This is a genomic window from Bradyrhizobium sp. CCBAU 51627 (genome assembly GCF_028128765.1).
Taxonomy (GTDB): Bacteria; Pseudomonadota; Alphaproteobacteria; order Rhizobiales; family Xanthobacteraceae; genus Bradyrhizobium.
Window position 1 is genome coordinate 169134 of record NZ_LBJG01000091.1, and the last position, 25281, is coordinate 194414.

17 protein-coding genes and 1 pseudogene are annotated in these 25281 nt (G+C 57.9%); 8 read left to right on the forward strand and 10 right to left on the reverse strand.

All coding sequences use genetic code 11. The features are described from left to right. Positions 1–6: 6 nt before the first annotated feature. A complete protein-coding gene (locus tag XH88_RS36100; protein ID WP_271672936.1) occupies positions 7–1377 on the reverse strand; it encodes a hypothetical protein in 1371 nt (456 codons plus the stop codon). A gap of 96 nt (positions 1378–1473) precedes the next feature. Next, positions 1474–4695: a hypothetical protein gene (locus XH88_RS36105; RefSeq protein ID WP_271672937.1), complete on the reverse strand. Its 3222-nt coding sequence runs from the start codon at positions 4693–4695 to the stop codon at positions 1474–1476. A gap of 370 nt (positions 4696–5065) precedes the next feature. On the opposite strand from XH88_RS36105, the pseudogene XH88_RS36110 reads away from it, so the two are divergent. The 5 genes and pseudogenes from XH88_RS36110 to XH88_RS36130 form a co-directional block, all read left to right on the forward strand. Next, a pseudogene (locus XH88_RS36110) lies at positions 5066–5227 on the forward strand (IS3 family transposase); the annotation flags it as partial. A 749-nt stretch (positions 5228–5976) separates the two neighbouring features. Further along, a complete protein-coding gene (locus tag XH88_RS36115) occupies positions 5977–7806 on the forward strand; it encodes an AAA family ATPase (RefSeq protein WP_271672938.1) in 1830 nt (609 codons plus the stop codon). Positions 7807–7808: 2 nt separating this feature from the next. After that, complete coding sequence (locus tag XH88_RS36120; protein WP_271672983.1) at positions 7809–8453, forward strand: 4Fe-4S single cluster domain-containing protein; 645 nt, start codon at positions 7809–7811, stop codon at positions 8451–8453. A 9-nt stretch (positions 8454–8462) separates the two neighbouring features. Then, positions 8463–14735 (forward strand): AAA domain-containing protein, encoded by a 6273-nt coding sequence (locus XH88_RS36125; RefSeq protein ID WP_271672939.1) that lies wholly within the window; start codon positions 8463–8465, stop codon positions 14733–14735. Next, positions 14732–16096 (forward strand): hypothetical protein, encoded by a 1365-nt coding sequence (locus XH88_RS36130; protein WP_271672940.1) that lies wholly within the window; start codon positions 14732–14734, stop codon positions 16094–16096. Before XH88_RS36125 ends, XH88_RS36130 begins: the two co-directional genes overlap by 4 nt. 494 nt (positions 16097–16590) lie before the next feature. On the opposite strand, the gene XH88_RS36135 is transcribed toward XH88_RS36130, so the two are convergent. The 4 genes from XH88_RS36135 to XH88_RS36150 all read right to left on the reverse strand — a co-directional run bounded on the left by XH88_RS36135 (position 16591) and on the right by XH88_RS36150 (position 19279). Next, complete coding sequence (locus XH88_RS36135; RefSeq protein ID WP_271672941.1) at positions 16591–17271, reverse strand: hypothetical protein; 681 nt, start codon at positions 17269–17271, stop codon at positions 16591–16593. A gap of 273 nt (positions 17272–17544) precedes the next feature. Further along, positions 17545–17802 carry a hypothetical protein gene (locus tag XH88_RS36140; protein ID WP_271672942.1) on the reverse strand — a complete coding sequence of 86 codons (258 nt, stop codon included), beginning with the start codon at positions 17800–17802 and terminating at the stop codon, positions 17545–17547. Between the two features lie 37 nt (positions 17803–17839). Beyond that, the gene (locus XH88_RS36145) at positions 17840–18640 is read right to left on the reverse strand and encodes a hypothetical protein (protein ID WP_271526476.1); all 801 of its coding nucleotides are present in this window, start codon (positions 18638–18640) and stop codon (positions 17840–17842) included. Between the two features lie 456 nt (positions 18641–19096). Further along, entirely contained in the window at positions 19097–19279 is a 183-nt protein-coding gene (locus tag XH88_RS36150; protein ID WP_143035364.1) for a hypothetical protein, read from the reverse strand. A 278-nt stretch (positions 19280–19557) separates the two neighbouring features. Between XH88_RS36150 and XH88_RS36155 the strand changes: the two genes are divergently transcribed. Continuing rightward, positions 19558–19998, forward strand: coding sequence for a hypothetical protein (locus XH88_RS36155; protein WP_271672943.1), 441 nt, complete (start codon positions 19558–19560; stop codon positions 19996–19998). Positions 19999–20077: 79 nt separating this feature from the next. Here the strand turns inward: XH88_RS36155 and XH88_RS36160 are convergent, their stop codons facing one another. The 4 genes from XH88_RS36160 to XH88_RS36175 all read right to left on the reverse strand — a co-directional run bounded on the left by XH88_RS36160 (position 20078) and on the right by XH88_RS36175 (position 22436). Further along, the gene (locus XH88_RS36160) at positions 20078–20650 is read right to left on the reverse strand and encodes a hypothetical protein (RefSeq protein ID WP_271672944.1); all 573 of its coding nucleotides are present in this window, start codon (positions 20648–20650) and stop codon (positions 20078–20080) included. Next, on the reverse strand, positions 20628–20888 hold the full coding sequence (locus XH88_RS36165) for a DUF2958 domain-containing protein (RefSeq protein WP_442868515.1): 261 nt from the start codon (positions 20886–20888) through the stop codon (positions 20628–20630). Before XH88_RS36165 ends, XH88_RS36160 begins: the two co-directional genes overlap by 23 nt. An 84-nt stretch (positions 20889–20972) precedes the next feature. Further along, positions 20973–21872 carry a hypothetical protein gene (locus XH88_RS36170; RefSeq protein ID WP_271672945.1) on the reverse strand — a complete coding sequence of 300 codons (900 nt, stop codon included), beginning with the start codon at positions 21870–21872 and terminating at the stop codon, positions 20973–20975. 87 nt (positions 21873–21959) lie between these two features. Next, positions 21960–22436 carry a hypothetical protein gene (locus tag XH88_RS36175; RefSeq protein WP_271672946.1) on the reverse strand — a complete coding sequence of 159 codons (477 nt, stop codon included), beginning with the start codon at positions 22434–22436 and terminating at the stop codon, positions 21960–21962. A 225-nt stretch (positions 22437–22661) separates the two neighbouring features. On the opposite strand from XH88_RS36175, the gene XH88_RS36180 reads away from it, so the two are divergent. Both XH88_RS36180 and XH88_RS36185 read left to right on the forward strand, forming a co-directional pair. Beyond that, positions 22662–24608, forward strand: coding sequence for a DUF4209 domain-containing protein (locus tag XH88_RS36180; RefSeq protein ID WP_271672947.1), 1947 nt, complete (start codon positions 22662–22664; stop codon positions 24606–24608). 342 nt (positions 24609–24950) lie between these two features. Then, positions 24951–25280, forward strand: a complete 330-nt coding sequence (locus XH88_RS36185) for a hypothetical protein (protein ID WP_271672948.1) — start codon at positions 24951–24953, stop codon at positions 25278–25280. Position 25281: the final 1 nt, after the last annotated feature.

Genomic DNA, 25281 nt, shown 5'->3' on the forward strand with positions numbered 1-25281 from the left:
CGCTTATTACTTGTTCAGCAATTGGCTATTGATGAAGGTGACGACGTCAGCGGTCTCGGCTGCCGCGCGCCGCGTTATGGTCGCGGCCGCTGGGCCACCATGCAAGAACGAGGGAAACCAACCGAAATTGCGAACGTTCCAGTCTTCTTTCGGCAGAACGGCTCGGTTCACCCCACGCACAGCGAAGCCTTGCACTTTCCTGGCCAGCGGCTGCGCTGTCTCGGTGTGACAGCTCACGCAGTCCGTATTGAAGAAGTGACTCTTCTTCGTATCGGCAATGACATTGACGATCTCGAGTACGCGGCTATTTGGCACGTTGGCATCGATGAAATCGGCTGTCGAAACACCCTTACGATTGGCAAGCGGCAGGGGAGGATTCTGCAGCGCCGCGTGGCGACACGTCGTTGGATTCTGGTTATTCGTGGCAGGCCGCGGGACCACGTGCGTCTCGCCAACGATGCTGAACATCTGCGCGGCATGAAGGCCGTCGAGCGTCGGGCCAGGCACTGGTATCAACCCGGCCTGCGGGACTCTCAGCATCGAGACGAAAACCCAGGGTTCGGGCGGTGAAATCCCCATGACAGCCATGGTGTTGAGGCGCTGCGGCGAGAGATGCTTTTCCAGCAAAGCTTTAACCGCATCACGAAACGGTTTTGCGGATGCACCGATAAGGCCCGGATGCACGTTCATGTCACCGGCAGTCGAGACCTTTACATTGCCGAACTTTCCCGCCACAAGTTGATCACGCAATAATGCAACGTCACGAACGATTGCCTTGAAAGCTTGATCGTCAGGTTTAAATCGCGGGAATGGCCCACAACCATCAAGAGGTGAATCAGGCTCGAGGTTGAAACTGAAGATAAGATGACCGGCAGTGTCATGGACCTTCAATCCCTGGGGTCCATTGGTCACCGGCTGGATGATCAGGCGGATTTGCGGTTGCCGGCCAAACTGGGCGATAACATCAGCAGATAATCCCGGGGCTCCCGGATCGATCCGGATTCCCGCAACGAACCAGGCATCGATCTTTTTCACGATATCAGGCAGCTCAATGCGGCGCGCGCCCGAGTCCGGCACGCCTTTGTGTTCTGGATTTTCGGCGTTTGCGATAAAACGCGCGAAATCCTCATCGGATAAAAGCCGCTGCGGAGCCCCAGTGGGGCCGGCGAGGTCGGACACCGCGATCAGATTGACGAGGTCTGGTGGCGCTTTCGGTGGAGGAAACAGGATGGACACGTCGTTGGCCGAAAGCGGCTTCGATGGCGTCTCGGCCCGGGCTGTTCCTGCTCCCAAGGCAACGGCGACGATCAGCCCCGCTGCGGACAGACTTGTAAACAGCCGACCAAGTTTTGACCGGCGGATCTCACCTTTTGCCATCGTCAGCAATTCCCCTGTAAGACTAAAAAATCGAAAGTCCGATCTACATCGCTTTCAGTCACATAATTTCCCGCCCGCGGCCCGGTATCAGGATGTTTACTCGCTGCCGTAAAATTTGCTCTGCAATGTCTTGAGTTGTGTCGGATGTAATGCCTCCTCAATGCAGCCGAGAAACATCTGGCTTCTCGCATTGACACGCTCTCTGTCGGTTGGGCCATGCTCCATGTCGGTTTGCAGCGCGCGCACGGCGATCCAGTCCTTCGAGGGATCCTTGAGCAACTCAAACAGCGTTCGGTTCTGATAGGGATGAAGCCGAAAGTGAGCAAAGGCGACCTTGGCTGAGATCTTCGCATCGCGCAGTGCGTCGGGAAGCGTCAGGAGATCAAGCCCCGCCAGTTCTCCGAGCTCTTGCATTTGATTCTGCGCTTCCTGATATTGCTCGCGTCCCACCAGTTGATACATTCCTCGTGGACGAAACAGCCAACCGTCGTCCGTCGCCAACTGGTTTCCGAACGGGTTGCCTTCGTAGCCAAGAACAAAGTTGGCCAATTCCTTGGGATGGTTGAGCAATGCGTCCATTCCGATAGACGGTTTGTTCGTGGCTGCTAGCGCGGCGTTGTTCTTTTCTATCCGATCGCGCCACTTGCGCGGCAGTTGCGAGACCGAGCTGTATGAAAAGTCTTCGCTGCTGCGTGTAAAGTCGGCGCTGTCGTAGGAGATTGCCCCTAGGATATAGGCCAGGATCCGCGGATCGGTCTCCTCGATGCGGTCCCATTCCTGCAGCAAGGCTTTGACCTGCTCGGCCTGGAAATAAGCCATATAGCTCTTTCGATATGGCGACACGGGCGCAGGAGCCGGCGAATGGTCCTTGATCGACTGCGCCAGCTGGTGCTCGTACGCAGAAACTTTATCCTGGTATTTTTGATAGCCGCGCTCCTGCAGCCACTTGCTCTCATAGCAGGCAAGTAACGGCTGCGGTTTGATCTTTGGAGCGGGCCTGTATTCTTTGTCTAACTCGTCAGCGTAAGCCGCCTGGGCAAGCTTGGCTTCTTTGAGCGCTTCAAAGGCGGAGGCGACGGATCCGTTCAAGAGATGAAACAATTTCACTTGCAAGCAATCCGCGTTGCTCTGCTTCTTGCGGGATTGATCGAAGTCATCCTTCGGCACACAATCCCAAAAGCGGCCGCTGCTCAGCGAGATGATGTCTTCCGTTTTCTGAGATAGCGTCCAACCAAGCGGCAGGTTGTAAAACGAGCCTGTTATGTCTATTCGACCGAACGTTGGAAAGCGTTGCACGCTGGGCGTTACCTCGCTCTCCGGCCGACGATCGAGATTGGTGGCGTGATTAAGCGCAACATAGGCTCGAGAGCTTCGCGTGCTCAAGAGCGCGCGCACCGGCTCCATGAGCTCACCGAACATGAAAGAGCCGTGGTCTCCAAACTGACCGCTCACCAGCGACAGCAGATAAATCCGGAATTTTGGCGCGTCGGAGGTGCCCTTGATGCTGTTGAGCCGCTCAATCAAATCGAGCGCGGTCTCTATTCCGGAATTCTCGACATATCCGCCGTCCACGAGGCGCGCCTGCGGATTGGCGGTAATACAATCGTTCCGCAAGGAGACCGTCGCTGCCGGCGTCATCCATGGGAACCGAGCGCTGGTAAAGGCCGCGGCACTAAGCGGAATCCGCAGCGAGTGGCTCTTGACAGTTTGATCGGCTCCTGTGCCGCCACGATCAAGCATCGAGAGAATACAGAGGTCTTTGTCTTTCGCGTGGAGCGGGTCGATATCGAATGGCGAGATCACAACTCGCTTGCCGCTACCGGCATCCGTCGTATTCAACAACAGCGCCGGCATATTGTTGGAAGGTGTCCAATGTGACTGAAAGTCGGCCTTTAGCAGATTGGATTGGTCGCCAGCGCCCTTGCGGTTCTTGAGCATTCTGTCTGCAGCATTCTCCAGCGTGTACTCCAGAAAGCGCGCGCGATCAAAACTTGGGATAGCGAGCGGAGAAAACAGCTGGGTGAAGTCAGTAAATAGAAAACCGGCAACCAAGGGCGAGAGAAAATCCGTCTCTAAGATGCTTGCAACGCGTTGTTCTACCTGCCCGGGGGCATCGATATCCTCGGCCCGGCCGACGCCAGCCAGAAAGTCAGCGATCTTCGGGCATGTCTTTACGTCGAGAGCAACCATATCAAGTGGCGCATTGTCGGCGTGAAGCGCAGCTGCGAAGATTGCCGAGCCGACACTCCCTCCGGAGACGCCGCTTATCGCAAACAGATGCTGCCGAAATGCCGGACAGAGATCCTGCATCCTGGCAAGAAAGCGCGCCGCATTGTTGGCTGCGTAGATGCCTCCGCCCTGGGCAGCCACAATGAACACCGGATATTCTCCGAGCCTCTCGGCCTCGGCCAGGCGCGGTTTTTGCCGAAGCCAATCGCGAAATGATTCGACTGCAGAAATGCGCATCTCTTCTGATGGGCCGGTTGCTCCGGCCACGCTGCGTAGCCCGTGGTCATCGCCTCCGAACAATGAGGCAACCAGGAACAAGCCGCCAAACACAACCGGTATAAAAGGAAAATTGAACCTGATCGTCAGCAGTGCAAAGTGGGTGGTGAGACCTGCCACGCACATCGAAAAGAGAGCGATTACGCCGAACGATCCGACGAATTGTGCAAGCCTGTCCGGAAACAAAACGAACCCGGTCGTCAACAGGGCGATGCCGCCGATCGTGAGCGCGAGAAATCTATAGCGGATGAAATAGGCGATGTTCGCCCGGTTCGCGAGTGCGGCCGAGCGATGCTTTGATCCCATCCGCCAGGCGAATACAACAAACGAGGCGAGCAGGATCAACATGGCAAGCGCAAGGATGAGCAGCATGTTCCGCTCGAAGGCGAGCGCTTGGTCCTGAATGCGGAAGATGCTGCCGACCTCCTCGACTTCACCGATCTTTTCAGCCGGCCGCGAGGCGAGTTGACCTGCCGTCGCGGCGATGATCGGCAACCCTCCGAGTACAATGGGTGCAACTTTGATATAAAACGCCACGCGCCCCCTAGCGGGCGGGATATGAGGCAGGGTTGCGGCGCTAAGCTGAAAAGCGGCTGCCCAGATCGTTAGCGCAATCACGCCCACGGCGACGAACTCTTTGAGGGTTACCCACCCAATGTCGTCAGCGGCTATCCGGTAGAGCTCTTGAATCTGATCTGGCAAGTACAACAATATTGAAATGAGCACCGAAAGAAGAGCAATCCACCGGAGGTTGCGCAACAATGTAAAGAGCTGCTCGCGCACAGTCATCGCGTCAATTTCCATACTGTCCATCGGAGAGAGTCCTTAGCGAGGAAACAGGCCGGATTCTGCAAAATCGTACCAGCCCTCGTCGAAGGCATTCGGCGGCCCGTGACAAATTGACGGGAGATCTCCCATCGGGCACCGCCCCGAAAATTAATAACATAACCTACAGTAGTGGCGGGATTTATCGAATATTCTCTTGAATCGTCAAGAGATTTTCGATGTTGAGGATCAAGACCGGTGATGTCGGTGTTTTTCGCTCTCGATCCGCAACCTTGCGCACTTTTTCTTCATTCATTCGAATAGAAGCGCAACAATCCCGCATGGCCAGCTCGATCTCATTATCAGCCCCGAAATCGACCTCGGATCATCATCACTCGCTGTGGCCTTCAACACTTGGCACTCGCGGCTCGGATGGAAGACCCCGTCCGAGTTCGCAGTCACCTGCCAACCGCGCCGGGATCTGGCGCTGCGCTATGCCGAGGGCTCCGCGCCAGCTCCCGTCGCTACCACCACCCAACCGGGCAAATCCAACAGCCGGAGCGAACTCAGGATTGGATAAAACTTGGGGCAAGGTCAGAGCTGTTGGGGCGACGAAGCAGGCTCATCCTAGATCTGCCGGCGTCTCCGGGGCGCCGACGCCCAGGTCCTTGGTTTCGACTGTTATGTGGCCGGGCTGAGCTCCCAGAATCCGGCAGTACAATTCTCATTCGCGGTCGATTGGGACCTGCCACCGGGGCCACGACCGCACGCTTCGGCAGAAGGCGACCTGCTTCTGAACGCGCTGCGCGCTCGTCACGTCCGTGGGTCTCCCTCGCCAGGAGCGAGCACAATCCCGCAATCGATGAGAAGGAAAACGAATCGGGTCAAAAGCACATAGTTATCGAAAGGGCCCGTGGATCCAGGCTCTTTGGCAAGCTGTGTTGCTCATCGGATGAGTCGCTTCAACACCGTGCCCTTAAATTATGCGCGAAGAAGCGCACGATCCTAAAAGTCCGAGTTCCACCTGCATTCCGATGGCTCACGGCGGCGAAGGTGGGCTTCTCTTTTAGCGGGTCCGAATTGCCTTCAAAAACTTGCCGCCTGGCCAAAAGACGATCTCCCAGACTTAGCGGTTGCCGTCGCACACGATCTGAAGCGTTTGGCCGAGCAGATCCTGATGCGCTGGATGTCGCCTTTTGACCTCCATCGAACCGCCCTTCTGGTCCTTTCGCCTTATCCCATTTCCCTATGGATTCTCGGGAAATACTCTCGAAATCGGCGAGTAGAATAGCTTATAGTCGCGTCATAAGCGTACAAGGGGGCTTCTCGGTGCAGGACCGTTCGGTGGAAAGAGCCAGATGGCTCCGCGATTTGCTGCGCTTTTTGCCTCTCCGCAGCCAATTCGTGCTCTCCGGCAATACGCGGGACCTCCAGATCCACGAGGTCGGTTCAGGCGAGTTGACCGCAGCGCCGCTATCGAGGGTGCTGCCGGACGTTTTAAAGGCAGCTGGTTATGGACGGATCGCATGGTTTGATCTCCTGAACGGATTTCGGGACGTCGAGCCGGCCGACGGAAGCTACCTCACTCAACTCGGTCTAGTGCCGACTGCTGGCACAGCGGCGGGCGGGATCGATCTGTTGTCGACGACGCTCGAACGGCACGTCATGGCTGAAGGCCAGCCCTCCGCCCTCATCGTCGACTTTGCGTCAAGACTGATCGCGCGAAACGATGCCTTATCACCTGCCGAGCACCAGCTTTTCTCCCGGGCGCTGATCCTGTCTCATGCGGCGCGGGCGCGTCCGGCAGGCGATAAGCGGCTACCCTTCTTCAATACTGTCGTCTGGATCGTGGACAAGGAGGGTGACCTGCCCGATTGGTTCCTGATCGGAAACCCGAAGATCAGACATGTGCCAATCGGGCGACCGGATCATCTTGCGAGAAGGAGCATGATCCGCTCCCTTGTCCGAAGTCTGCCCGGCGCGCAGAACGCGGACCAATCCGACCTAGAAAAGTGTACTCAAGCATTCGTGGACGAGACTGAAGGCCTTCTGTTGCTCGACGTCAGCGCGGTCGCGCAGCTCGCCCGCAGCGAAGGCGTGCAGTTCGATCGGATCGGGGATGCCGTGCGGCGCTTCAAGGTGGGCGTGACTGAGGATCCATGGCGCAAGATCAGTCGCGACAAGATCAATTCAGGTGAAGAATTCGTCAGACGCCGCGTCAAGGGACAGTCCCACGCAGTCACGCACATGCTCGATATCGTCAAGCGCGCAGTGACGGGGATTGGACAATCGCCGCGCGGCGGCCGGCCGAGGGGTGTCGTCTTTCTTGCCGGGCCGACCGGTGTCGGCAAGACGGAACTCGCCAAGACCATCACCAGCCTGCTTTTCGGCGATGAATCTGCGTATATCCGCTTCGACATGTCCGAGTTCAGTGCCGAGCACTCGGACCAACGGCTGATCGGGGCACCGCCCGGCTATATCGGATATGATGTCGGCGGCGAGCTCACGAACGCAATCCGTGAAAAGCCGTTCAGCGTCGTCCTGTTCGACGAAATCGAAAAGGCCCATCCGAGGATTCTCGACAAGTTTCTGCAGGTCCTTGACGACGGCGTCCTCACCTCGGGACGAGGCGATCGTGTCTATTTCTCCGAAGCGTTCATTGTCTTCACCTCGAATTTAGGCATCTACGTACCGGGGCCATCTGGTGAGAGAATTGCCAACGTCACGCCCGAAGAGAACTTCGACGGCGTGCGGAGAAAGGTCCGAAGCGAGATCGAAAAGCACTTCAAACAGGTCCTCAACCGGCCCGAGATATTGAACCGGATCGGAGAGAACGTCATCGTCTTCGATTTCATCCGGCCCGAGGTTGCAAACGAGATATTCGATCAGATGGTCGACAACCTGCTCAGGGACGTCAAATCGCTCGGCTATGGCGTGACCTTGACCGGGGCTGCCCGCGAGGTCCTTCGCGGTCTGTGCCTTTCTGATCTTTCAAACGGCGGCCGCGGCATCCGCAATCAGGTTGAATCTCACCTTATCAACCCGCTGTCGCGCAGTCTCTTCGATCGCGGAGCGGAAGCCGGACACAGATACAGGATTGAACAGATTCGAGCTGGGCCATCGACCACGATCGATCTCGTGAGCGAGCAGTCCCCATGAGGATGGTCAATCTGTCGCGCATCCATTTCCCGGTCACAACGTTGGGGCCAGGCCGAAGGATCGGGATCTGGTTTCAAGGCTGTTCGATCCGGTGCCCAGGATGCATATCCATGGACACCTGGGCACACGGACGAGGAACGACGACCGTAGAGGAAGTCGTCGAGGCAGTCTTGCCATGGCTTTCGACCGCCGACGGGATCACGATTTCGGGTGGCGAGCCCTTCGATCAGCGCGAGGCTTTGTTCGATCTCCTGGCGCGGCTTAGAGCTCGAACCAAGGCAGACATCCTGGTCTTTACTGGCTACCCGTGGACCGCGATCTGCGAAGCGCTAGCCACATCGCCATCTCTCATTGACGCGGTCGTTTCCGGGCCGTTCGATATCGATGAAAAGCAAACCCTCGCGCTTCGTGGCAGCGACAATCAGGAGCTGCACCTCATGACGCCCCTGGGCCGCGCTCGGTTCGCGAGTTTCGACCGGCCAATCGACGAACGAGACCGCACCTTCGACGTGATGTTCGACGATAATGGCGACGTCTGGCTTGCGGGCATTCCGGCTCGCGGCGACTTCCGGCGCTTGCGAAATATCCTCGAAGGCGGCGGGTCGACGCTGGGAATTTCGGAAGATACACGTTTCCTTTCGGTTTAGATTTTGCTCATGATCAGACTTTGCCCGAACTGCAATACCGAGCGCCCCGTCAGCGAGATCTTTTGCGAAGGCACGTTGAACGGCCAAACCTGTGGCTGGGACCTGTCGGTGGTCGATATAACGCCGGCCGGATCGGCGAGACCAAGGCCAAATCCTGCTGTAATTCCTCTTCCGAGCGCGCCGACCTGCCGAAACGGTCATCAGGGCGCTCCTGGCGACCTGATCTGCAGCCTATGCGGCGAGCCGATCATCGAAGGGGACGAGGCGCCCTCACCGACCGAGCCCATTCCGACGCCACAGCCCGCGCCAGCGTCCGGCCAAGAAACGGTCGTGGACGGTTGGCATCTGCTGGATCGGATCGCCTCGTCCAGCACAGTTCGCGAGCGCTTTGTCGCCACGCGCGCCTCAGACGCACAGCGAGGAATACTCACGCTTTACGCCATAGGCTCGGAACCGGACCAAGCGATCTACGATTTGCTCTTAAAGCTTCCTCGAGATCACGTCCCGGAATTCTTCGCAACCGGTCGTTGGCAAGACCGCGCCTACGAGGTCGCGGAGGAATTTAAGGACGGCACTCTGGCGGATTTTGCCGTCGATCGAGCCGATCCGGCGTCTCTTGCAACGTTAGTCGGCGAGCTCGCCAAGGCCGTTCACGCTCTCACCGAAGCCGGATTGCGACACAGGGATCTGCGCCCTTCCGTTGTCTTCGTGCGGTCAAAAGAGCCACTTGACCTCGTCGTCGGGGGCTTCGGCTCGGCACGGCTCTCCGAATTCGACCTCGATATCGTGTCTCCACTTGAAACCACTCGCTATATGGCGCCCGAGGCGATCGCCGGCGGCGTCGCCCCGGCGTCCGACTGGTGGAGCATGGGGATGATCTTGTTGGAGAAGATCACCCAAGGCGCGTGCTTCGCAGGTATCAATGAGCAGGCCTTTCTGATCCACATTCTCACCAACGGCGTACACCTCCCCGAAAGTCTGGACGAGCGGACCAACACGTTGCTGCGCGGCCTGTTGGCGCGTGACAGGCGTCAGCGTTGGCAGTGGAAGGAAGTTCAGGCTTGGCTACGCGGAGAAAGCGTATCTGCGCCCGCGCCCGATACAGCGGCCGACACAGAGGGCGGGAGCTCGATTTCGCTGGGCGGCAAACAATATCGATCTGCAAACATGTTCGCATTGGCAGCCGCGGAAGCTGCGAACTGGGACCAAGCCAAGGCGCTTGTCCTCAGAGGCGCCGTTGCAAGCTGGACTGCGGAGGCCGGCTTCGAAGCGGCTGTTGCGGCAGGTCTACGGCAAATTCTGCGGACTGACGACCTTCAGGAGGATTTGAAGCTCTCCATCTCACTTAAAACCCTCAATCCGTCGATGCCTCTGATCGTCAGAGGCAATATCGTCACACCGGGTTGGCTGCTTGACCACCCGAGCGACGGCTACAGCCTGATCACAGGTCCTGCACCCGACCTGCTGCGGAAAATTGATTCGGACGATTGGCTCTGGCGCCTGAAGGTCCGCTCGGACACGGTTCGTAAGCGACTGGACCAACTCGAAATCGCGGTCGACGAGGATGCTCTGCGCGTTCACCTGCTGTCGACCTCTATGGCCCGCCTGGCCGCGCTCTGGGAAGAACGGCGACGGCTTTTCCCCGATACCGACCATGCCGGCGTAGCAGCGCTCACTGAGCGACGCATTTCGGCGGAAGAAGACCTCGTCATCCTGCTCAGCGCGACCTCTAACCAGTTCCGCTCGGTCGCCGAGGTCATCGAAGAAGCAGAAAAGGAAGCGTCGACGGCCGGGCTCGGCCACTTTTCGGCAGGGGAGGCGACAACGCTTCTCGGCCGCCCACGTCGCGAGATCTACCAGGCGATTGACGAGCGCATTCAAAACTTCGCCAGATGCGGCATCAAGGACGTCGACGAGTGGGCGGACCAGTTTCGCTTGGACCGACGAATGCCCTTAGGGCGCGCGCTCGCTCTTCTTTGTGTACCCGCCGAGACGTGGAGAGCGCTTCCGAAGCAAGGCTATGTGTCGACGATCTTGGACTTTTTCGCCAAGCGGATTTCAGGCGGCGTGTTGCGCGGGCCGCTGACGCGCATGCTGATCGGCAAATCGGCCAGGATCGATCTCACCGAGCTCGATACGCCCAGAGTGCCGGCAACTGACATTCTAGACCAACTGCTTGGTCGTACGAACCGAATCGTGAACGTCGATCCGGCGGCTTTCGCCGATGACGACGGGCTGGAGCGAAGGTTGCGCTCCTTGCACTCCCATGCATTGCTTTACAGGCGCGATACCGGCATCGATGGGCTGTTCATGGGATTTCCATTCCTGATCATGCGCGATCATCGGCCGAACGCGAAGCCGCGGATTGCGCCGGTCCTGCTGTGGCCGGTGCGCGTCAATCCGGAGGTCGGAAACCGCGGTCACATCACTTTAAGTTATGGGCGCGAGAGAAATCCCGATACCGAGATCGAGCATGTTCTCGTCAATCCCGCTCTCGAAGGAATGGTCGGCATTGCCGAGGCGAGACGTTGGCAGGAAGCGGCCAACGAGCTCCTGACGCATGCAAGCTTGTCCGTCCAGGCGGTGATGGACGCCTTCAGCCGATTGGCCAAGCCTGTCGGCAGCGAATTGACTGCGCTTCCCGGCAAGGACCTCGAAGTCGGCGCGCAAGAACGACAGCTGGTGCCAGCAGCCGTGCTGTTCCATCTGGCCTTCATGGGCCAGGCGGTGATGAAGGATCTCGAGACCCTCCGGGGCTTGCCGCCGACGGCCACGGCGCTCGAGGCCGCCCTGCGCCTGAACGAACAGCAGGCGGCGCCTTCGGCATCCCCTCCGGTGAAAGAGGCCGACCGGTACTTTACTGCGGATAGTGATCCCTCGCAGGAAGCGGCCGTCCTCGACGCGCGTCAGGCCCCGGGACTGGTCATCGAGGGACCTCCCGGAACCGGCAAGAGCCAGACCATCGTCAACATGGTCGCGGACGCCATCGGCACGGGAAAATCGCTCCTCGTGATCTGCCAGAAGCAAGCCGCTCTCGAGGTGGTCCGCAAGCGCTTGGATAAGGAACGCCTGACGGATCGCTTCGTCATGATTACCGATGCCCATCGCGACCGTGAGCCGATCGTCGGCGCAATCCGTTCGCAAGTCCAGGCTTTGCACAACTTGTCTCCCGGAGGGTCTGCGGCCTGGAAGCGAGAGCGCGATCGCCTCGCCGCTCGCATCGAGACGCTCGAGACGGAGCTGGACCGTCGCCAGGTTGCACTTCATTCCGTGGATGATCGAACCGGATTGTCCTATCGAACACTGCTCGGCGAACTGCTCGAGATCGAAGAAGCAAGCCGGAAACCGATTGAGGCTCCTGAACTCCGCCCTTTGCTGGCAGATCTACATCCCGCGGACGTGGCGAGGATCGAGGAGAATTGCGGCCCGCTTGCGAAATTCTGGCTGCCGTCGAAATTTGAAGACAATCCGCTGTCCGCCCTCAAGCCGTTCAATCCCGATCGAGGAACCGCGGCCGCACTGGCCTTGCACCTGCAGGCATTTTTGCAAGCCGACACACGGCGGGACCAGACCGACGCTGAGACGGCGAATTGTCTGAAAATATCGGATGCGGCGGAATTTCGGTCCTGGCTCGCCGAAGCGGATGAGCTCCGCTCGATCAGCGATTCGGTCTGCGCAAATCTTGCTCGATTGCGGCCGCTGTTTCGGAACGTCGAGGATGGGACATCGGAAGCTGCGCGCATTCTCAAGAGCCTATCAGCGATTAAAGAAATCCTCTCAGCGCTCGACGGCCCGTCCTACAAGCCGAACTTTTGCTCCAAGCTCATCGCCTGCAATGAGGAAGAGCTCTGCTCTGCCGAGGAACTCGCGGGCCAAGTTCGCTTGCCGGCAAGCGCCCTACAATGGCTCAACCCGCTCCATTGGCTGCGCACGCGCCGTGTACGCCAGCTCCTTGCGTCATTGCAGCTCCCGCAAGATAACGACGCCATCAGCTCGTTGTATTATGCGGTCGAGCTCGAATTGGCCATACGCCAGCCACGGCACGAACTGGAGCAATATTTCACGGTCCTGTTCGGTCGTGCCCCCAATCTGGATTTGTCGCCCGGTAAGCTCGCCGATTTCGCCGAGCGCGTCGGCGCGTTCCTCAATGGTCTGGGAGGCCTTAATTCCCTCATCGATCGGTGCCCCGACCGGCTCGAGCTCGAGAGAGCGCTCTCGGCCGGAACGACCGAGGAGCTCGGCACGTTCTTTCAGCGGGCTGAACTCGCGCTCAGAAGGCATGACACGCGAGAGGAGAGCCGTGCCGCATTGGACCGGCTCAGGACCTATTTCGACGAACTGTGGCTCGGATCGAGACGCTCGGCGCTCGAGAATGGCCGCTCCAATGCGAGCGCCATTGACCAGATCGTGCAGGCTCTGCCGTTGCTGAGCAGCTATCAGGAGTATCGACTTCGCTCTTCGCGACTGGGCGACAAGGAGCGTGCAATCTTCGCAGCACTCAGGTCCAGGGAGTCCGAGCTTTCGGGACTGGCTTCCGAAGACCTCGACGCCTGCATTCGCGCCACTATAGGCCGCGAGGCCCGTTTGGCGTGGAAGGCCGATATGGAGGGTGCGAATCCTGACGTCTTGTTCGACGCTGACGAGCTAGATGCGAAGGTAAAATCGCTCGCGGAAGCCGACGCGCAGATCCGGCAGTACAACCGGGATCTTCTCGTCCAAGGTATCGATGCAGCAAAAGTGCGTCCGACCAGCGATTGGGACGCGATCACCAGGCTGCGTGGCCCAAGAGCGCTAAGATTGCGTGAATTCATCGATCGCGCCGCTCCGCTCGGTCTTTTCGCGCTCCGGCCGGTCTGGCTCATGACGCCAGATGTCGCAAGCCGCGTGCTGCAACCTCGCGCGGGACTGTTCGATACCGTCATCTTTGACGAGGCTTCGCAGATGCCGGTTGAGTATGCGCTGCCCTCGCTGTTTCGCAGCAGGCTCGTCGTCGTCAGCGGCGACGAGAAGCAGATGCCGCCGACATCCTTCTTCGCCAGCAAGGTCGAGAACGACGAAGCGGCAATATTCGACGGTGAAGAACCAGAAGAAGGAGCCAGCGAGGAGGAACGCGAAGCCTTCGCGGAGACGTGGAATCGGAGAGAGATCAAGGATTGTCCCGATCTCCTCCAACTCGCTCGCTCCGTGCTTCGGACCCGTACTCTGCAGGTGCACTATCGTTCGAAATATCGAGAGCTGATATCATTCTCGAACGCATCGTTCTACGCCAACGGCCTTAGCGTCCCCGTTCGCCATCCCGTAGAGACAATCCGCAGGCTCAAGCCGATCGAAGTCGTGCGCTCGGACGGCACTTACAAGGCCCAGACGAACCAGAAGGAAGCCAGCGATATCGTACAACACCTATCGGAGCTTTGGGAGGATTCATCGCCACCGTCGGTTGGTGTCGTCACATTCAACCGCAAGCAGGCCGACGCCATAGAAGATGCTTTGGAAGATCGCGCCGAAAACGATGCAGCGTTCCGAGAGGCGTTGATGCGCGAGCGCGAACGTATCGAGCATGGCGAGGACATGGGCTTTTTCGTCAAGAATGTGGAGAACGTGCAAGGCGATGAACGTGACATCATCGTTTTCTCCACGACATTCGGCCGCAACGAACACGGCGCTTTCCGCAAGAGCTTCGGCGCGCTAGGCCACGCCGGCGGCGAGCGCCGCCTGAATGTCGCAGTAACACGTGCGAGAGAAAAGGTGGTCATCGTCACATCCATGCCGATATCGGAGATATCGGACCTGTTGACGAGGCGGAGCGGTCCCAGGGTGCCGCGCGACTATCTGCAAGCCTACCTCGAATATGCCAGGACGGTATCTGATGGTCTTGCAGAGTCCGGAAAGACGCTCCTGGACCGGATGGTAACCGAACCACGTCCGCACCACGAAGCTGGACATCATGAGGACGACGGCTTCACCAGGTCCGTCGAAGCCTTTCTGGAAGCAAATGGCTATAAGCCCAGTCGGGCTCGCGATGGCGGCGCATTCAGCCTTGATTTTGCCGTGACCGATCCCCGGACCGGCCTCTACGCGATAGGCGTCGAATGCGATGCGCCGCGACACCAATTGCTTCAAAGAGCGCGTGCTCGCGAGATCTGGCGCCCCAATGTGTTGGGAAGAGCCGTTCCTTATGTCCATAGAGTTTCGTCGTATGCTTGGACTCATGCTGGAGACGCCGAACGCCTCCGGCTCAAGAACGCTGTCGAGCACGCGCTCCGTGGGGGAGGATTGCAATGAGCGGACCCAAAGCATTCAGGATCGTTACCCGAGCAGAGATCATCGCCATCTGTCGTCGCAACCTGGCGCGGCTTGACTGCGCGATCGAAAGCTGGACGTCCGCCGGCAGGCGCAACGGAACGATCGAGCAGAAGGAGATCGAGAATGTCACAGCCCGGCGGGACGCGCTTCATCGCCTGCTCGAGGCAGATCGTTTCACCGAACTCCAGAAACAGGTTGCCGCCGAGATCGCCTTCCTTCAGGCGGACTCCGAACGCCGGGTCGAAAGGGTTGCCGAAATGGAGGTCCGTTCGAAGCGTGGTTTGAGGCGCTCCAAAGCCGCGGCCGAGGCACTGCTGCAGAGGCTACAAGCCTTGAAAGTCGAAATTCCCACCGACATTCGAAGCGAGCTCAGTGACTCGAACGGATCTTCCGAGCGCCTGGAAGCGGCGATGGCAAAGGCGCTGCTGCTGCTTCCTTCTCAGGCGGCACAAAAAGCAACAGACCGCCAACGCGAGCTTGCTACTCGCCTGGGCGCCGGCGAACGCCGCGCCACGCTGCAGGAATGGATTGCCAGGCAAGCTCAGGAGATGGAGGATCCTGCCTTGGGACGCGTCGATACTCTTCTCGGCGAGTTGCGTGGGCTTGGCATCGATCCCTCCCCATTCTCGGACCGTGTCGCGCTCTTGGAAGCAGAGCCGTCGGCTCGAAGATCACTTATCGCAGATAGCCTTCTGTTGGACTTGGCCGCGGCCGTGAAGGATGGCCGCGCCAGCGCGCGACTAGCCGACGAGCTTCGGGCGCGACGCGCCGAGCTTTCCGGGATGAAGTCAGCGGAGGCTACCTCGTTGGTGAGCGAAATCGAGGACGCCCTCGCCTCCCCATTGCCCAGCAACCGGCAAGAACTCGTCAAACGCGCCGACGTTCTCATCGAGGAAGAATTCAAGGCGATGGCCGCGGCGGAGCGCAGGCGCGCGGTGCTCGAGGGTCTTGCCAGCCTGGGATACGAAGTATCGGAGGGAATGGCGACCGCCTGGGTCCAGAACGGCCGGATTGTCCTTCGTAAGGCGGCCAATCCTGGTTACGGAGTAGAGCTCTTGGGCGGATCGAGATCGGATCTCCTCCAGGTGCGTGCCGTAGGTATCGGCAGCTCGGCCGAAGCTCGCGATGCAAATCGTGACCACGACATGGAAACGATCTGGTGCGGCGAGTTCGATCGGCTGAAGGCGTTGGTCGCTAAAGCAGGCGGAAACGTTACTATGGAATTCGCAAGGCCAGTCGGTCAATTCCCTTTGAAGATCGTCTCAGATCCGGGTGCAAGCCAAGAAGCGGAAGTTGCTGAAAGATCATATCGATCGGTGCCAGCGAACCGGCCCACTTAGCAATTGCGAGAAGCCAGCTGCAATCTAACAGAGATGATCTCGCAAATCTCCGCGAAGATCACACTGACCTGAGTCTTCCCTGTGCGCGGTCGAGAGCTGCTGCGGCAACTCCTTTATAGCCGTCCCTTATGATCAGACTATCGATTGCCCCGCGCACAAATTCCAGTTCAGCGGAATGATTGACGCTTTCTGCAGCGATAATGCGCGGCTGATGGATTCAACTTGTTGCCGGGAACTGTTCCCGATGGGCTCAAGGACTTCATCGAGCTCGTCCTTGCCGCACTGCGCCGAAGGGGCAAATTCAGGCCCCAATACTGCGGTCAAACATTAACTGAGAACTTCGGTCTCAACCGGCCAATCAGTCGGTTTGCGCAAATAGAGGCGAGAACGAGCGTCTCTTTGCGACCAGCTCTCGCCTGTGATTAGGCTCTCTTTGCGCCGCGCGCAAATTCGGATCTAGCTTTGTCGATCTCCGCCACGCCAAGCGCAACGAACTACTTCAACCACACACCGATGATTGTACCGAGAGAGCCGAAAGCCCATTTTTCTTGATCGGCATTATATCTCTTCGAGAGAATGATGATCAGGCTAACAATAAGAACGATGATGCTTATGACAGGCTTCATCAATTGCTGCGCAAACTCGTACCATGGCCTAATCTCGTCTAGGACAGACTTTGCATTCTGATTTTGCTTCGAGAGATCTTTCAAGCGGGCGAGCGTCTCATCTAGTTCTGCTCGTACCTTTGCATCCTCCACTTTCACAACCTGTTGGATGTTCTGAGTGGTCGTTTTGACAACAGGGATACAAACGGGCGGAAGCTTGATACCGCCGAGATTAATGTCGGGTGACCTGCATTCCGTTGTCACGGTCTGAGTCGGAACCGCCACAGTTTTCGTTTGCTCAGCGGTTAGGTTCTTCTGCAGCTCCTGTAATCGTGTTTCGTAACCTGCCCGTACCTGAGCGATTTTTTCGCTGTCCGCCTGAAGCTGATTCAAAGCTCGAACATAGAAATAAGATATCCCCCGATAGTCAGGACTACCAAAAGGGTTCCCCAAAAGAGTGTTTTTGCCATGGGTGTGCTCCTCCAACAAAGTCAACCCAGCAAGAAACCAGCGCAACAAAAAAGGCGCTACGGAAATGACGATGTCATGCCGTTGCGTTGGTGACCCCAAGAAATCATTTCGGCGTTTGGCCTATTGGATCGGCTCACTGCATTGCGCTATTTAGTCGGTATCAGAGCATAGTGACATCGAGTACGCTCCGAGGAAGCGTTGATTTCAGGACCGAACGACCAGCATCCGTCCGGAATAAAATGGCAAGATCGCTTCGCTGAAGCCACTGATCAACGGCTTGCCAAACCGGGCCTTCAGTGCGCGAATATTTCCGGACATGAGCTCGCTCGGCTTTTGAGCTTGACAGCGCCTCCGGCGATCACACGGTGCGCCTCAACCGTTGCGGATTTCTGCTGGCACCTCATTGGCACTTACCTCGTGGCAGTTGCCGTAGGTGCAGTCTGATCGAAGGGAGCATTCCAGCCATGACCCATCAGCTTGCCTAAGCCACTTGAGCGGCGGCTTATTACAACGCGCAACTCTGTCAGCCAGAGCATTCGTTGCCGGATCAGCCGACAGAGAGTCAGGCACGACTTCCGCGCCGGTTTTTCTAGCTTTCTTGACGGCGCGCTTTTTCGTTTTCTTGGCCATTATAATCCTCCGATCAAAGATCTACATCTATAGATGTCTATTGGCCCAGGGCGCTCTTGAAGCCAGTCGTAATGCCGCTGGTCAACTGCGAAGCAATATGCGTACTTTCGCCGATTGGGATTAGGAAATTTCCGCTCTGCGTTTTATCCAGCGGCGCGAAGGTCACCACCAGGTCATGCTTGCGATTGCGCAAAGCCGACAACAAGTTGCCACTTTGGTTGAACGTCGCTCGCACGAGCTTCCATGCAGGAGTAATGGTTCCGCTAGTATCGATTTCGAAAGTTACTTGATGGGAAAGAACATTTTGCTTAGCGACGCTCGTGATTTGCCCTGTCGCGACACCATTGACCATCGCGTCAAGCCATTCTGCCAATTTCAAGTCGCTCTGAATTAGTAATGAGTCGGTTGGCGCCGTGGTGTCACGCTCACATCTTCCGTTTGGCCCGAGATAGAGCTCGCTCACCTTGTAATAGAAGTTTACTTTATCTACACGGGTCGCATCTGCTGATCCATTAAATGCGCCGCTTAAACTGAAGATGGACGAAGGTGGCGAGGGAGGGAACCAAACAGCCGTCGGATTAGCCGTCGACTTCTCTTCAAGCTGAATAGTGAGGGCGACCTGAGCGCCCCACTTGCGCAAGAAAAGAGCATCAGATGAACCGGCTCTTGCGTTGAGAACCCGGGTAACGGCATCCTCAAGCTCGCAATGAACACTTCGAACGATTGCCTGCACCAAAGCATTATTGGAGGCGTATGACCCACCGTTAGGAAAATCGCGGATCTCTGGGACGCGTAACCCGCATCCGGCAAGCACACAACCAGCGATAAGTGCGATCAAATTGACTCCCGGCCTCAACATGCCAAATCCCCGGGCTTAAAATTTGCAGTGTGCAGGTTTCTAGAGGGGCCGAGGGAGCCACTCCGGTCAACCTGACAAAACTGGTTGTTATCGAATGCCTTTCGGCCTAAGCGCGCAACTAGCAAAAGTTGAGTTATGGGATTTTATGAACCGACTGTTGCGCCTCCGCCACGGCATTGCACGTTGCGGACAAAGCGGCATGCTGAAACAATCGGCGTAGTTTGGATCGGATAACCTCTCGCGGATTCGCGCGCACGCCTTGGCACCAGAAATGCCATCACGGATGCTGGCTGCAGCCGTTTTCTCGCGCCGCCGCCGGCACATCGTAATCCAAGCCCAATCGCGTATTTTCCCCGCGATTGATCAGGCGCAGTCATTTCGAAGGGTGTCATTCGAACGGTACAGAACCCACCGCCAGCGATGTCGCAGAACGACTCATTTACGACGGAGGGTGCGAACCTTCTTCAAGGTCGGACCACCATATTCCTTCGTCAATCCGCCGCGAGAGTTATTGATACCCTCTTTGATCAATACCTGCAGCGCATCGTTGCGAGACAACTTTAGCCGCGCCCGACGTTTCGCGACCTTCTTCAGAGCTGTCAGAAGTTCCAAATTCACGGTCAAATCCTCTCTCTCTCCGGCCTAAGGTCAACTGAACATATAGGGAACGTTTGGAATTGCCAAGTGGGCAATCCATCGCAGTGATCGCAACAGATACCCTCTCCGCCACTTTAGATTCTAGCCTCATCACCTCCATTGAAACGGTTTGTAATTCGCAATCATTCCCGATCTTTCAGCGACTTCTCGTTTCGTCAACAGCATGCAGACGGTCGTGATTCTCATTGCTCATACGCCTATCGTAAGCCGACAATTGATCGATTGAAGCGAGATTACAGATGGATACTGATGACTATAAGCGCGGGCTCCAGAGGTGGCACGACAAGACTGCCACGAATCTGGAGGAGCTTTCGGCCTGGACCGAAGCGGAGGGCCTCCCGTGGCTTTGGAACGAGTTCGCGGGGATCATCGGGCAGGATCGCGCCAAGCCCTTGCAAGCCCATCATGCTGTTCGCCAAGGCTTACGAACCACACCGGCCGATTTCGAGAAGATGCCTTACGAGAAGACATTCTATCACGCGCATGTCTCTATGCTTAATGCTGAAGCGCGCAAATACATCAAGGCCGCGGCTACCTTTCAACGTATGCCAAGCCCTTATACCGACACGCGGCTGGAGACCCTGCATGAAGGGCTTCACACCATTTTGGACCATGGGATTATTTTGTTCGAACAGGCGTCTCACTGCCTGTTGGAATTGCCGGGGACGTATGGCGGTTAGCGGCGCACTCAGGAACATCCATTCGAGATATACCGAGGAGCCGAGCAAGCCGTTTATGGGCGTTTCTCGGGAATGACTTTCAGAGACCGAGCGCCCGTTGCGGACTGCCATTGAGAACCGGCTTCGGTCGGCTTTCGGCGTGTATAGCTATATCGATACGAGGAATGGCGGTCTGGTGCCGATCGCCCTTAGTGAGCTCTTCGATGCGATCAGGCCTCACCTCAGCAACATCGAGTTCGCTGTCGATTTTCACGATGTTGCCAGGATTTACCGGTGGAGCAATCCTTACCTCCACGCAGGATCGCGCGATTTTATCTGGGTGGCAGGCTATGCGCTTGAATACCTCCACCCGCTTTTTGCGGGCGGCGCGTCGTCCGTCGATGGAGGGATTCGCATGCCCCGGCAAACATGGCGCGAGATTCGACAGGGCTTCGAGGAGCCGACAAGACCGAACTTGTTCGCGGACCTCTGGCGAACGATTGGACTGTTCGTCAGGAGGCGTCGCGCCGGGCCGGCGCAGATGTTGAACCTCGCCGATGAACAGGGGGCGGCCTGTACATTTCTTGACTAAGGTATTGCCCCGCCGAAGACGATGATGGAGATGCTCATTGAGCACCTCCATCACGGCCTTACAAGCGAATGTCTTCGACAATCCGATCTGCCTTATTGACGGCTTGAATGTAGGCCGAGATCGGCCCGCGCGCCTTGAAGTGAAGATCGCGTTCGATCGCGAGCCCAAGGCGCCCGCGATAGGCGGCGAGCTCCGTCAGGCCGACGGTGCCGAACTCGGGGAAGCCGATGCCGAGATCGCAAAGGCCCCAGGCGACGGTGTGATCGTCGGGATCAATCTCGGTGAGCAGCCAGGTGGCGGCTCCGCAAGGGTTGAACAGCTTGACGACGGGTTCGAAGTCGAGCTCGTCCGGTGTCCCCTTAACGGCCGCCTGACGGCGGCCGTTGTGACAACATTCGGTGTGTCATGCTTCGGCGAGGGCTGTCGCCTTACTGATGGTTGCATCCGCAGAAACCTTTGCTGCCGCAGACGCTTCTTCGAAGCGTTTGATGTCGTGATGATAGAACTTCAGCAGATCGCCTGTGGTCTCATAGATTTGTTGCGCTCTCTTGTCCTCGCTGAGGAAGCCATCGAAATACGTTGCATATGCCGCGATCATCGCATCAATGATCTGGTTGCCTATGTTCTTCGCCGATGCTCCTTGCGCACCACCTTCCTTGATGCAGCGAAGCGCCACGACATAGCCCGCAACGGCGTAGCGGAATATGAATGCGTTGGACAACGTCCTCGTCGGAGGCTGCTTCTTGAAGTAGCCATGCGCCATGAACATGTTGTCGGCGAGTGCGACGATCTCTCCCGTGACCTTGCTGAACAACTCCTGAGGGATTGGCTTTCCCTTGGTCAGAATGGCAAGCTCGGCATCCGTGTATTTCTTGGCATGCTCGGCCAGATTGGCGGTGTAGGTCTCCTGACCCTTTCGCAATTGCGCGATTTCGGCGGCCGCCGCAGCCGACTTCTGCGCCAGGAGCCGCTTGGCAGGCTTGTCGCCGTCGCGCGCCCGCTCAAGCGTTGCATAGAACTTGCTGAAATTGGCGGTTTGATCGCGCTCGATGAGGCGCTTCTGAAGACCACGGCTTCGCCGCTTTGCACGCAGGCCGCTGATCGCATGGGTTGACTTCAAGACCCTGACCTGGCCGGGGTATTCGGCCAGAATCTTGAACCGTTCGCAGATGGATGCTGCATCGCCACTGGCGAGCGCTTCGATCATAACGTAGTCGGGGATAACGGCGATGTTCGCGGGATCGGCTAGATATTCGCGCAGTTTTTCGGACTTGAGGTAGTTCGTATCGACGAGCTTTCGCATCTCCGCTCTCCCGCAAAACGTCTTTCTTTAGCATGCACGGTACAAGACTGGAGGTCCAACCGGGGCTTGATTTGCTACCTGCGCTCTCTAGGTGCGATAAGCCTCCATGCGGCGCGATCCATTGCGGCCTCTGCCAGGCCGCCGCGTAGGACGCTTCGCCGGCTTGGGCAGTTCTGCCTTGGCGCCAAGGATTTCAGCGATGACGGTCTCGGCCTCGGTCAGAAGAAGCTTGCTCTGCTCCCCGCCGGTCAGATCCCGCCATTTGAGCCGTGTCTTGTAGGGCTTCGCTGGCTTGAAGCTCTCGGTCGGCTCGAAGGTCTCGACTCTGAACACGATGGCCCGATTGACGGCAACACTGTCCTCGGTGAAGAGGTGGAGCTCGTATTCGGCCGCAAACTCTTGCGGCGTCTGCTCGGTGAGTACGATGTCCCGATTGAGCAGGACGATCCGGCCCTTGTAGTCCTTCTCGGGTTTGAATTCGGGATTGGCTGCGGGATCGAACGGCTCGACGAACGCGACCTGTTCGACGGGTACCAGCTTCTTTCCTATGGTGATGACTTTCATGGGTATCTCCTCGGAGAGGCTAGCGGGATCAGACATTGATCGAGAGCGAAAGGGTCGGGAATCGCTCTAAAATGAACCGGAATGGTCAGTAATCGGGAGAGCTACCGCGCCGCGTCCTACACACTTCCCCCGCAGCGCGCGAGCCACCTTGATCGCTCACTCATCAATCCCCAAATAGGAAGCTATCAACCCTCACGCGAACCCCACCGCAATGATGAGAGGACTATGGAGGATTTATCTCCCGGCAATGCATCAGAGGACGCAAGCGCGTCAAACCCGCCACCGCCGCCCTGGGCAAGAGCGGCTCTATCTGACCTCACTGATTTCGACTTCGAGGCTCCTGTAGCGGAATCGAAGAGCGCGGATAGCTCAACCTTGTCGGACCTATTCAGCGCGGCCAGCGGGTCCATCGGTTCGAATGGTGAATTGGCCGATACGCCAGCGGCCCGCGTCTTCCAGATGCTGTCGGCGGCTGCTGGGATGATATTCCGATCGAAAGAACCGAACGAGCCCTTCGGGGCGCTGATGGTTACCGCCGATGGTCGTCGCACAGCCCTTCCGGTCGATTTTTGCGGTCCGCCTGCTGAGGTACTGGCGGAGATGGCAAGGCGCGCCACGCATCCGGTCCTTCGCGCACGGCTTGCGGACATCTGTTGGGTCGTCGATCGCAAGGCTCAGCTCGCAGCCATAGCCGCCGAGTCCTACGCCGATATCGTGGCGAAGGTTGGCGCGGGCGAACTTCGGTTTCGCGGCGAGGATGATCGTGGCGTCCTTACGTTCGACGCCCGCGATCTGCTCCGTCGGGCCCTCTTAATCGGCCGTGCCATTGGGGCTGACAAGCGAGGCCCTGCGGCAGCGCGAGATATTGTATCGGCACTAAGGGTGAAGGCCTTCGAGCGGGGATTGATGGTCCCCTCCCTCTGGTTTGGTCATCTAGCTCTCGATTTTGGCGTTGGCGATGCCGGCGAGATCAGCAGTCAGATTGAGGCACTCATCGCCAAGCTTCCCGAGGGCTCCGATCCGCACACGATCGTCAAACTATGGCGTATGGCGGCACGCGGGTATCGCCTTGCGAAAAGGACCGCCGATCAGCACCGCTCGCAGTCCTCGGCCGCCGACCAACTTGTCGCCATCGCGGCCAGCCAGCCGATGGCTCTTTTGGCCTCCCAGACACTTACCGAAGCGATAGGCGAGTTGCACGGCGTGCCCGGCACGAAGGATCGACGAAAAGAGCTAAGGCATCGGCTGGTAGATGTTCAGGCCGGCATTGCCGACGAGATGTCCGGTTTCTCCATTCCTACAGACATCGAGGAGTTGGCGAGACAGGTCGAACAGCAGATGCAGCACCCATCACTGCGCGACAAGCTGTTCGCTTTTGCGGCGCTCAGTAGATCTCCCGATCCGGCAGCGCTCGAGCAGGAAGCGCGAGACACCATCCGGGAACACCCGTTATCATCGCTCTTCGGCGGCTCACACCATGACCGTGAAGGCAAAGTCGTGCACCGGAGCGAGGGCGCCGGCTTGGGTGATGGTGCAGACGCTTCAGCCGTCGAGCGCCAGGTCGCAGAGGGCGAAAGAATTCGTCGACACATCGCAGCAGCTGCGGCCGAGATTGCGCGTCAGACCATTACCAGAGACTACTATATCGCCGATGACGTGTTTGAGCAGTTGCTCGTACATAGCGCTTTCGTACCGCTCAATCTTGTCATGACCTACTCCCGCGGTTTCACCCGCTTCTTCCAGGGCGATTTTGTCGGAGCGACCTATATTCTGACGCCTCTCCTTGAGCAATCGCTTCGGCATGTGCTCAAGAGTTCGGGACATGACGTCTCGAAGCTGGATGACGCGACCAAGACACAGGAAGATCGTACAATCTCCTCGCTCTTTGATCAGATGCGATCGGAGCTCTTAGCTGTATTTGGCGACGCCATTGTCGCGAATATCGAGAATACGTTCTTGAAAAAGATCGGCCCCAATCTTCGTAACCGGCTTTCGCATGGCCTGCTCAGCGATGGTGACCCGTACGGCGATGATGCGGTCTACGCATGCTGGCTGATCTTTCATCTCTGCATGTTGCCGCTATTTGGGTTTCGTTCTCAACTGACGCTCCCCTATGACTACACGGCGGGCGATCGAAGTGATCTCGATGGCGCAGCAGAATCCGCTGCATAGCGGCGCATGAGCCAGAGTGGCCGCTCGCAATACGAGCGTGTGTCAGCAAGACCTTTTCATCGCAATGGTTGGAAACCTTCTGCAATGCAGCATTTTTAGAATTGACTTCGGACCTACCAAAAAAGAGACAATGAGCCTGTTCCCTCGGTGCGTTTGTCGAAGCTCAGAGCGTGCCGGGATAGTGGGGTTACCTGATTTTGGCAGGTCGAATCTGAGGCCCAGCCAGCGAGGTTCAAGCGAACACTCCCATATTGCCCAGGGAATGTGCTTTGCAGCCGCCGAGGACCAAGCAACAGAAATTGGGAGGACACATGGAGCCGAAGGCCGCCAGCTTAGACGTACGTGCTGACGAACATCCTGGAAGGTGCTGCTGCAATCGCAGAATATCTGTTCGGATCACGGGAGTTTCGACGCAAAGTGTATTATCTGGCCGAGACGTCGAAACTGCCCGTCTTCAGGTTGGGCTCCGTGCTCTGTGCGCGCAAGTCAGTGCTGACAGGATTCATCAAGGGGCAAGAAAAGCAGCCGATCCGATTGCTTCACCTTCGGGCGCAGATCGTTGCACTGACTGGCACCATACGCCAGCTTGAGCAGGCCGGATTCGATACGGCGGAGACGCGACACCTCGTCGCCAGGCGTCGGGCCGAGCTGAAAGGCATGTCGCGCCGGTAAG

Coding starts and splice junctions, on each gene's coding strand:
- XH88_RS36100 (WP_271672936.1), bottom strand. CDS start 1,377: ATGGCAAAAGGTGAGATCCGCCGGTCAAAACTTGGTCGGCTGTTTACA.
- XH88_RS36105 (WP_271672937.1), bottom strand. CDS start 4,695: ATGGACAGTATGGAAATTGACGCGATGACTGTGCGCGAGCAGCTCTTT.
- XH88_RS36120 (WP_271672983.1), top strand. CDS start 7,809: ATGGTCAATCTGTCGCGCATCCATTTCCCGGTCACAACGTTGGGGCCA.
- XH88_RS36125 (WP_271672939.1), top strand. CDS start 8,463: ATGATCAGACTTTGCCCGAACTGCAATACCGAGCGCCCCGTCAGCGAG.
- XH88_RS36130 (WP_271672940.1), top strand. CDS start 14,732: ATGAGCGGACCCAAAGCATTCAGGATCGTTACCCGAGCAGAGATCATC.
- XH88_RS36140 (WP_271672942.1), bottom strand. CDS start 17,802: ATGGCCAAGAAAACGAAAAAGCGCGCCGTCAAGAAAGCTAGAAAAACC.
- XH88_RS36155 (WP_271672943.1), top strand. CDS start 19,558: ATGGATACTGATGACTATAAGCGCGGGCTCCAGAGGTGGCACGACAAG.
- XH88_RS36170 (WP_271672945.1), bottom strand. CDS start 21,872: ATGCGAAAGCTCGTCGATACGAACTACCTCAAGTCCGAAAAACTGCGC.
- XH88_RS36175 (WP_271672946.1), bottom strand. CDS start 22,436: ATGAAAGTCATCACCATAGGAAAGAAGCTGGTACCCGTCGAACAGGTC.
- XH88_RS36180 (WP_271672947.1), top strand. CDS start 22,662: ATGGAGGATTTATCTCCCGGCAATGCATCAGAGGACGCAAGCGCGTCA.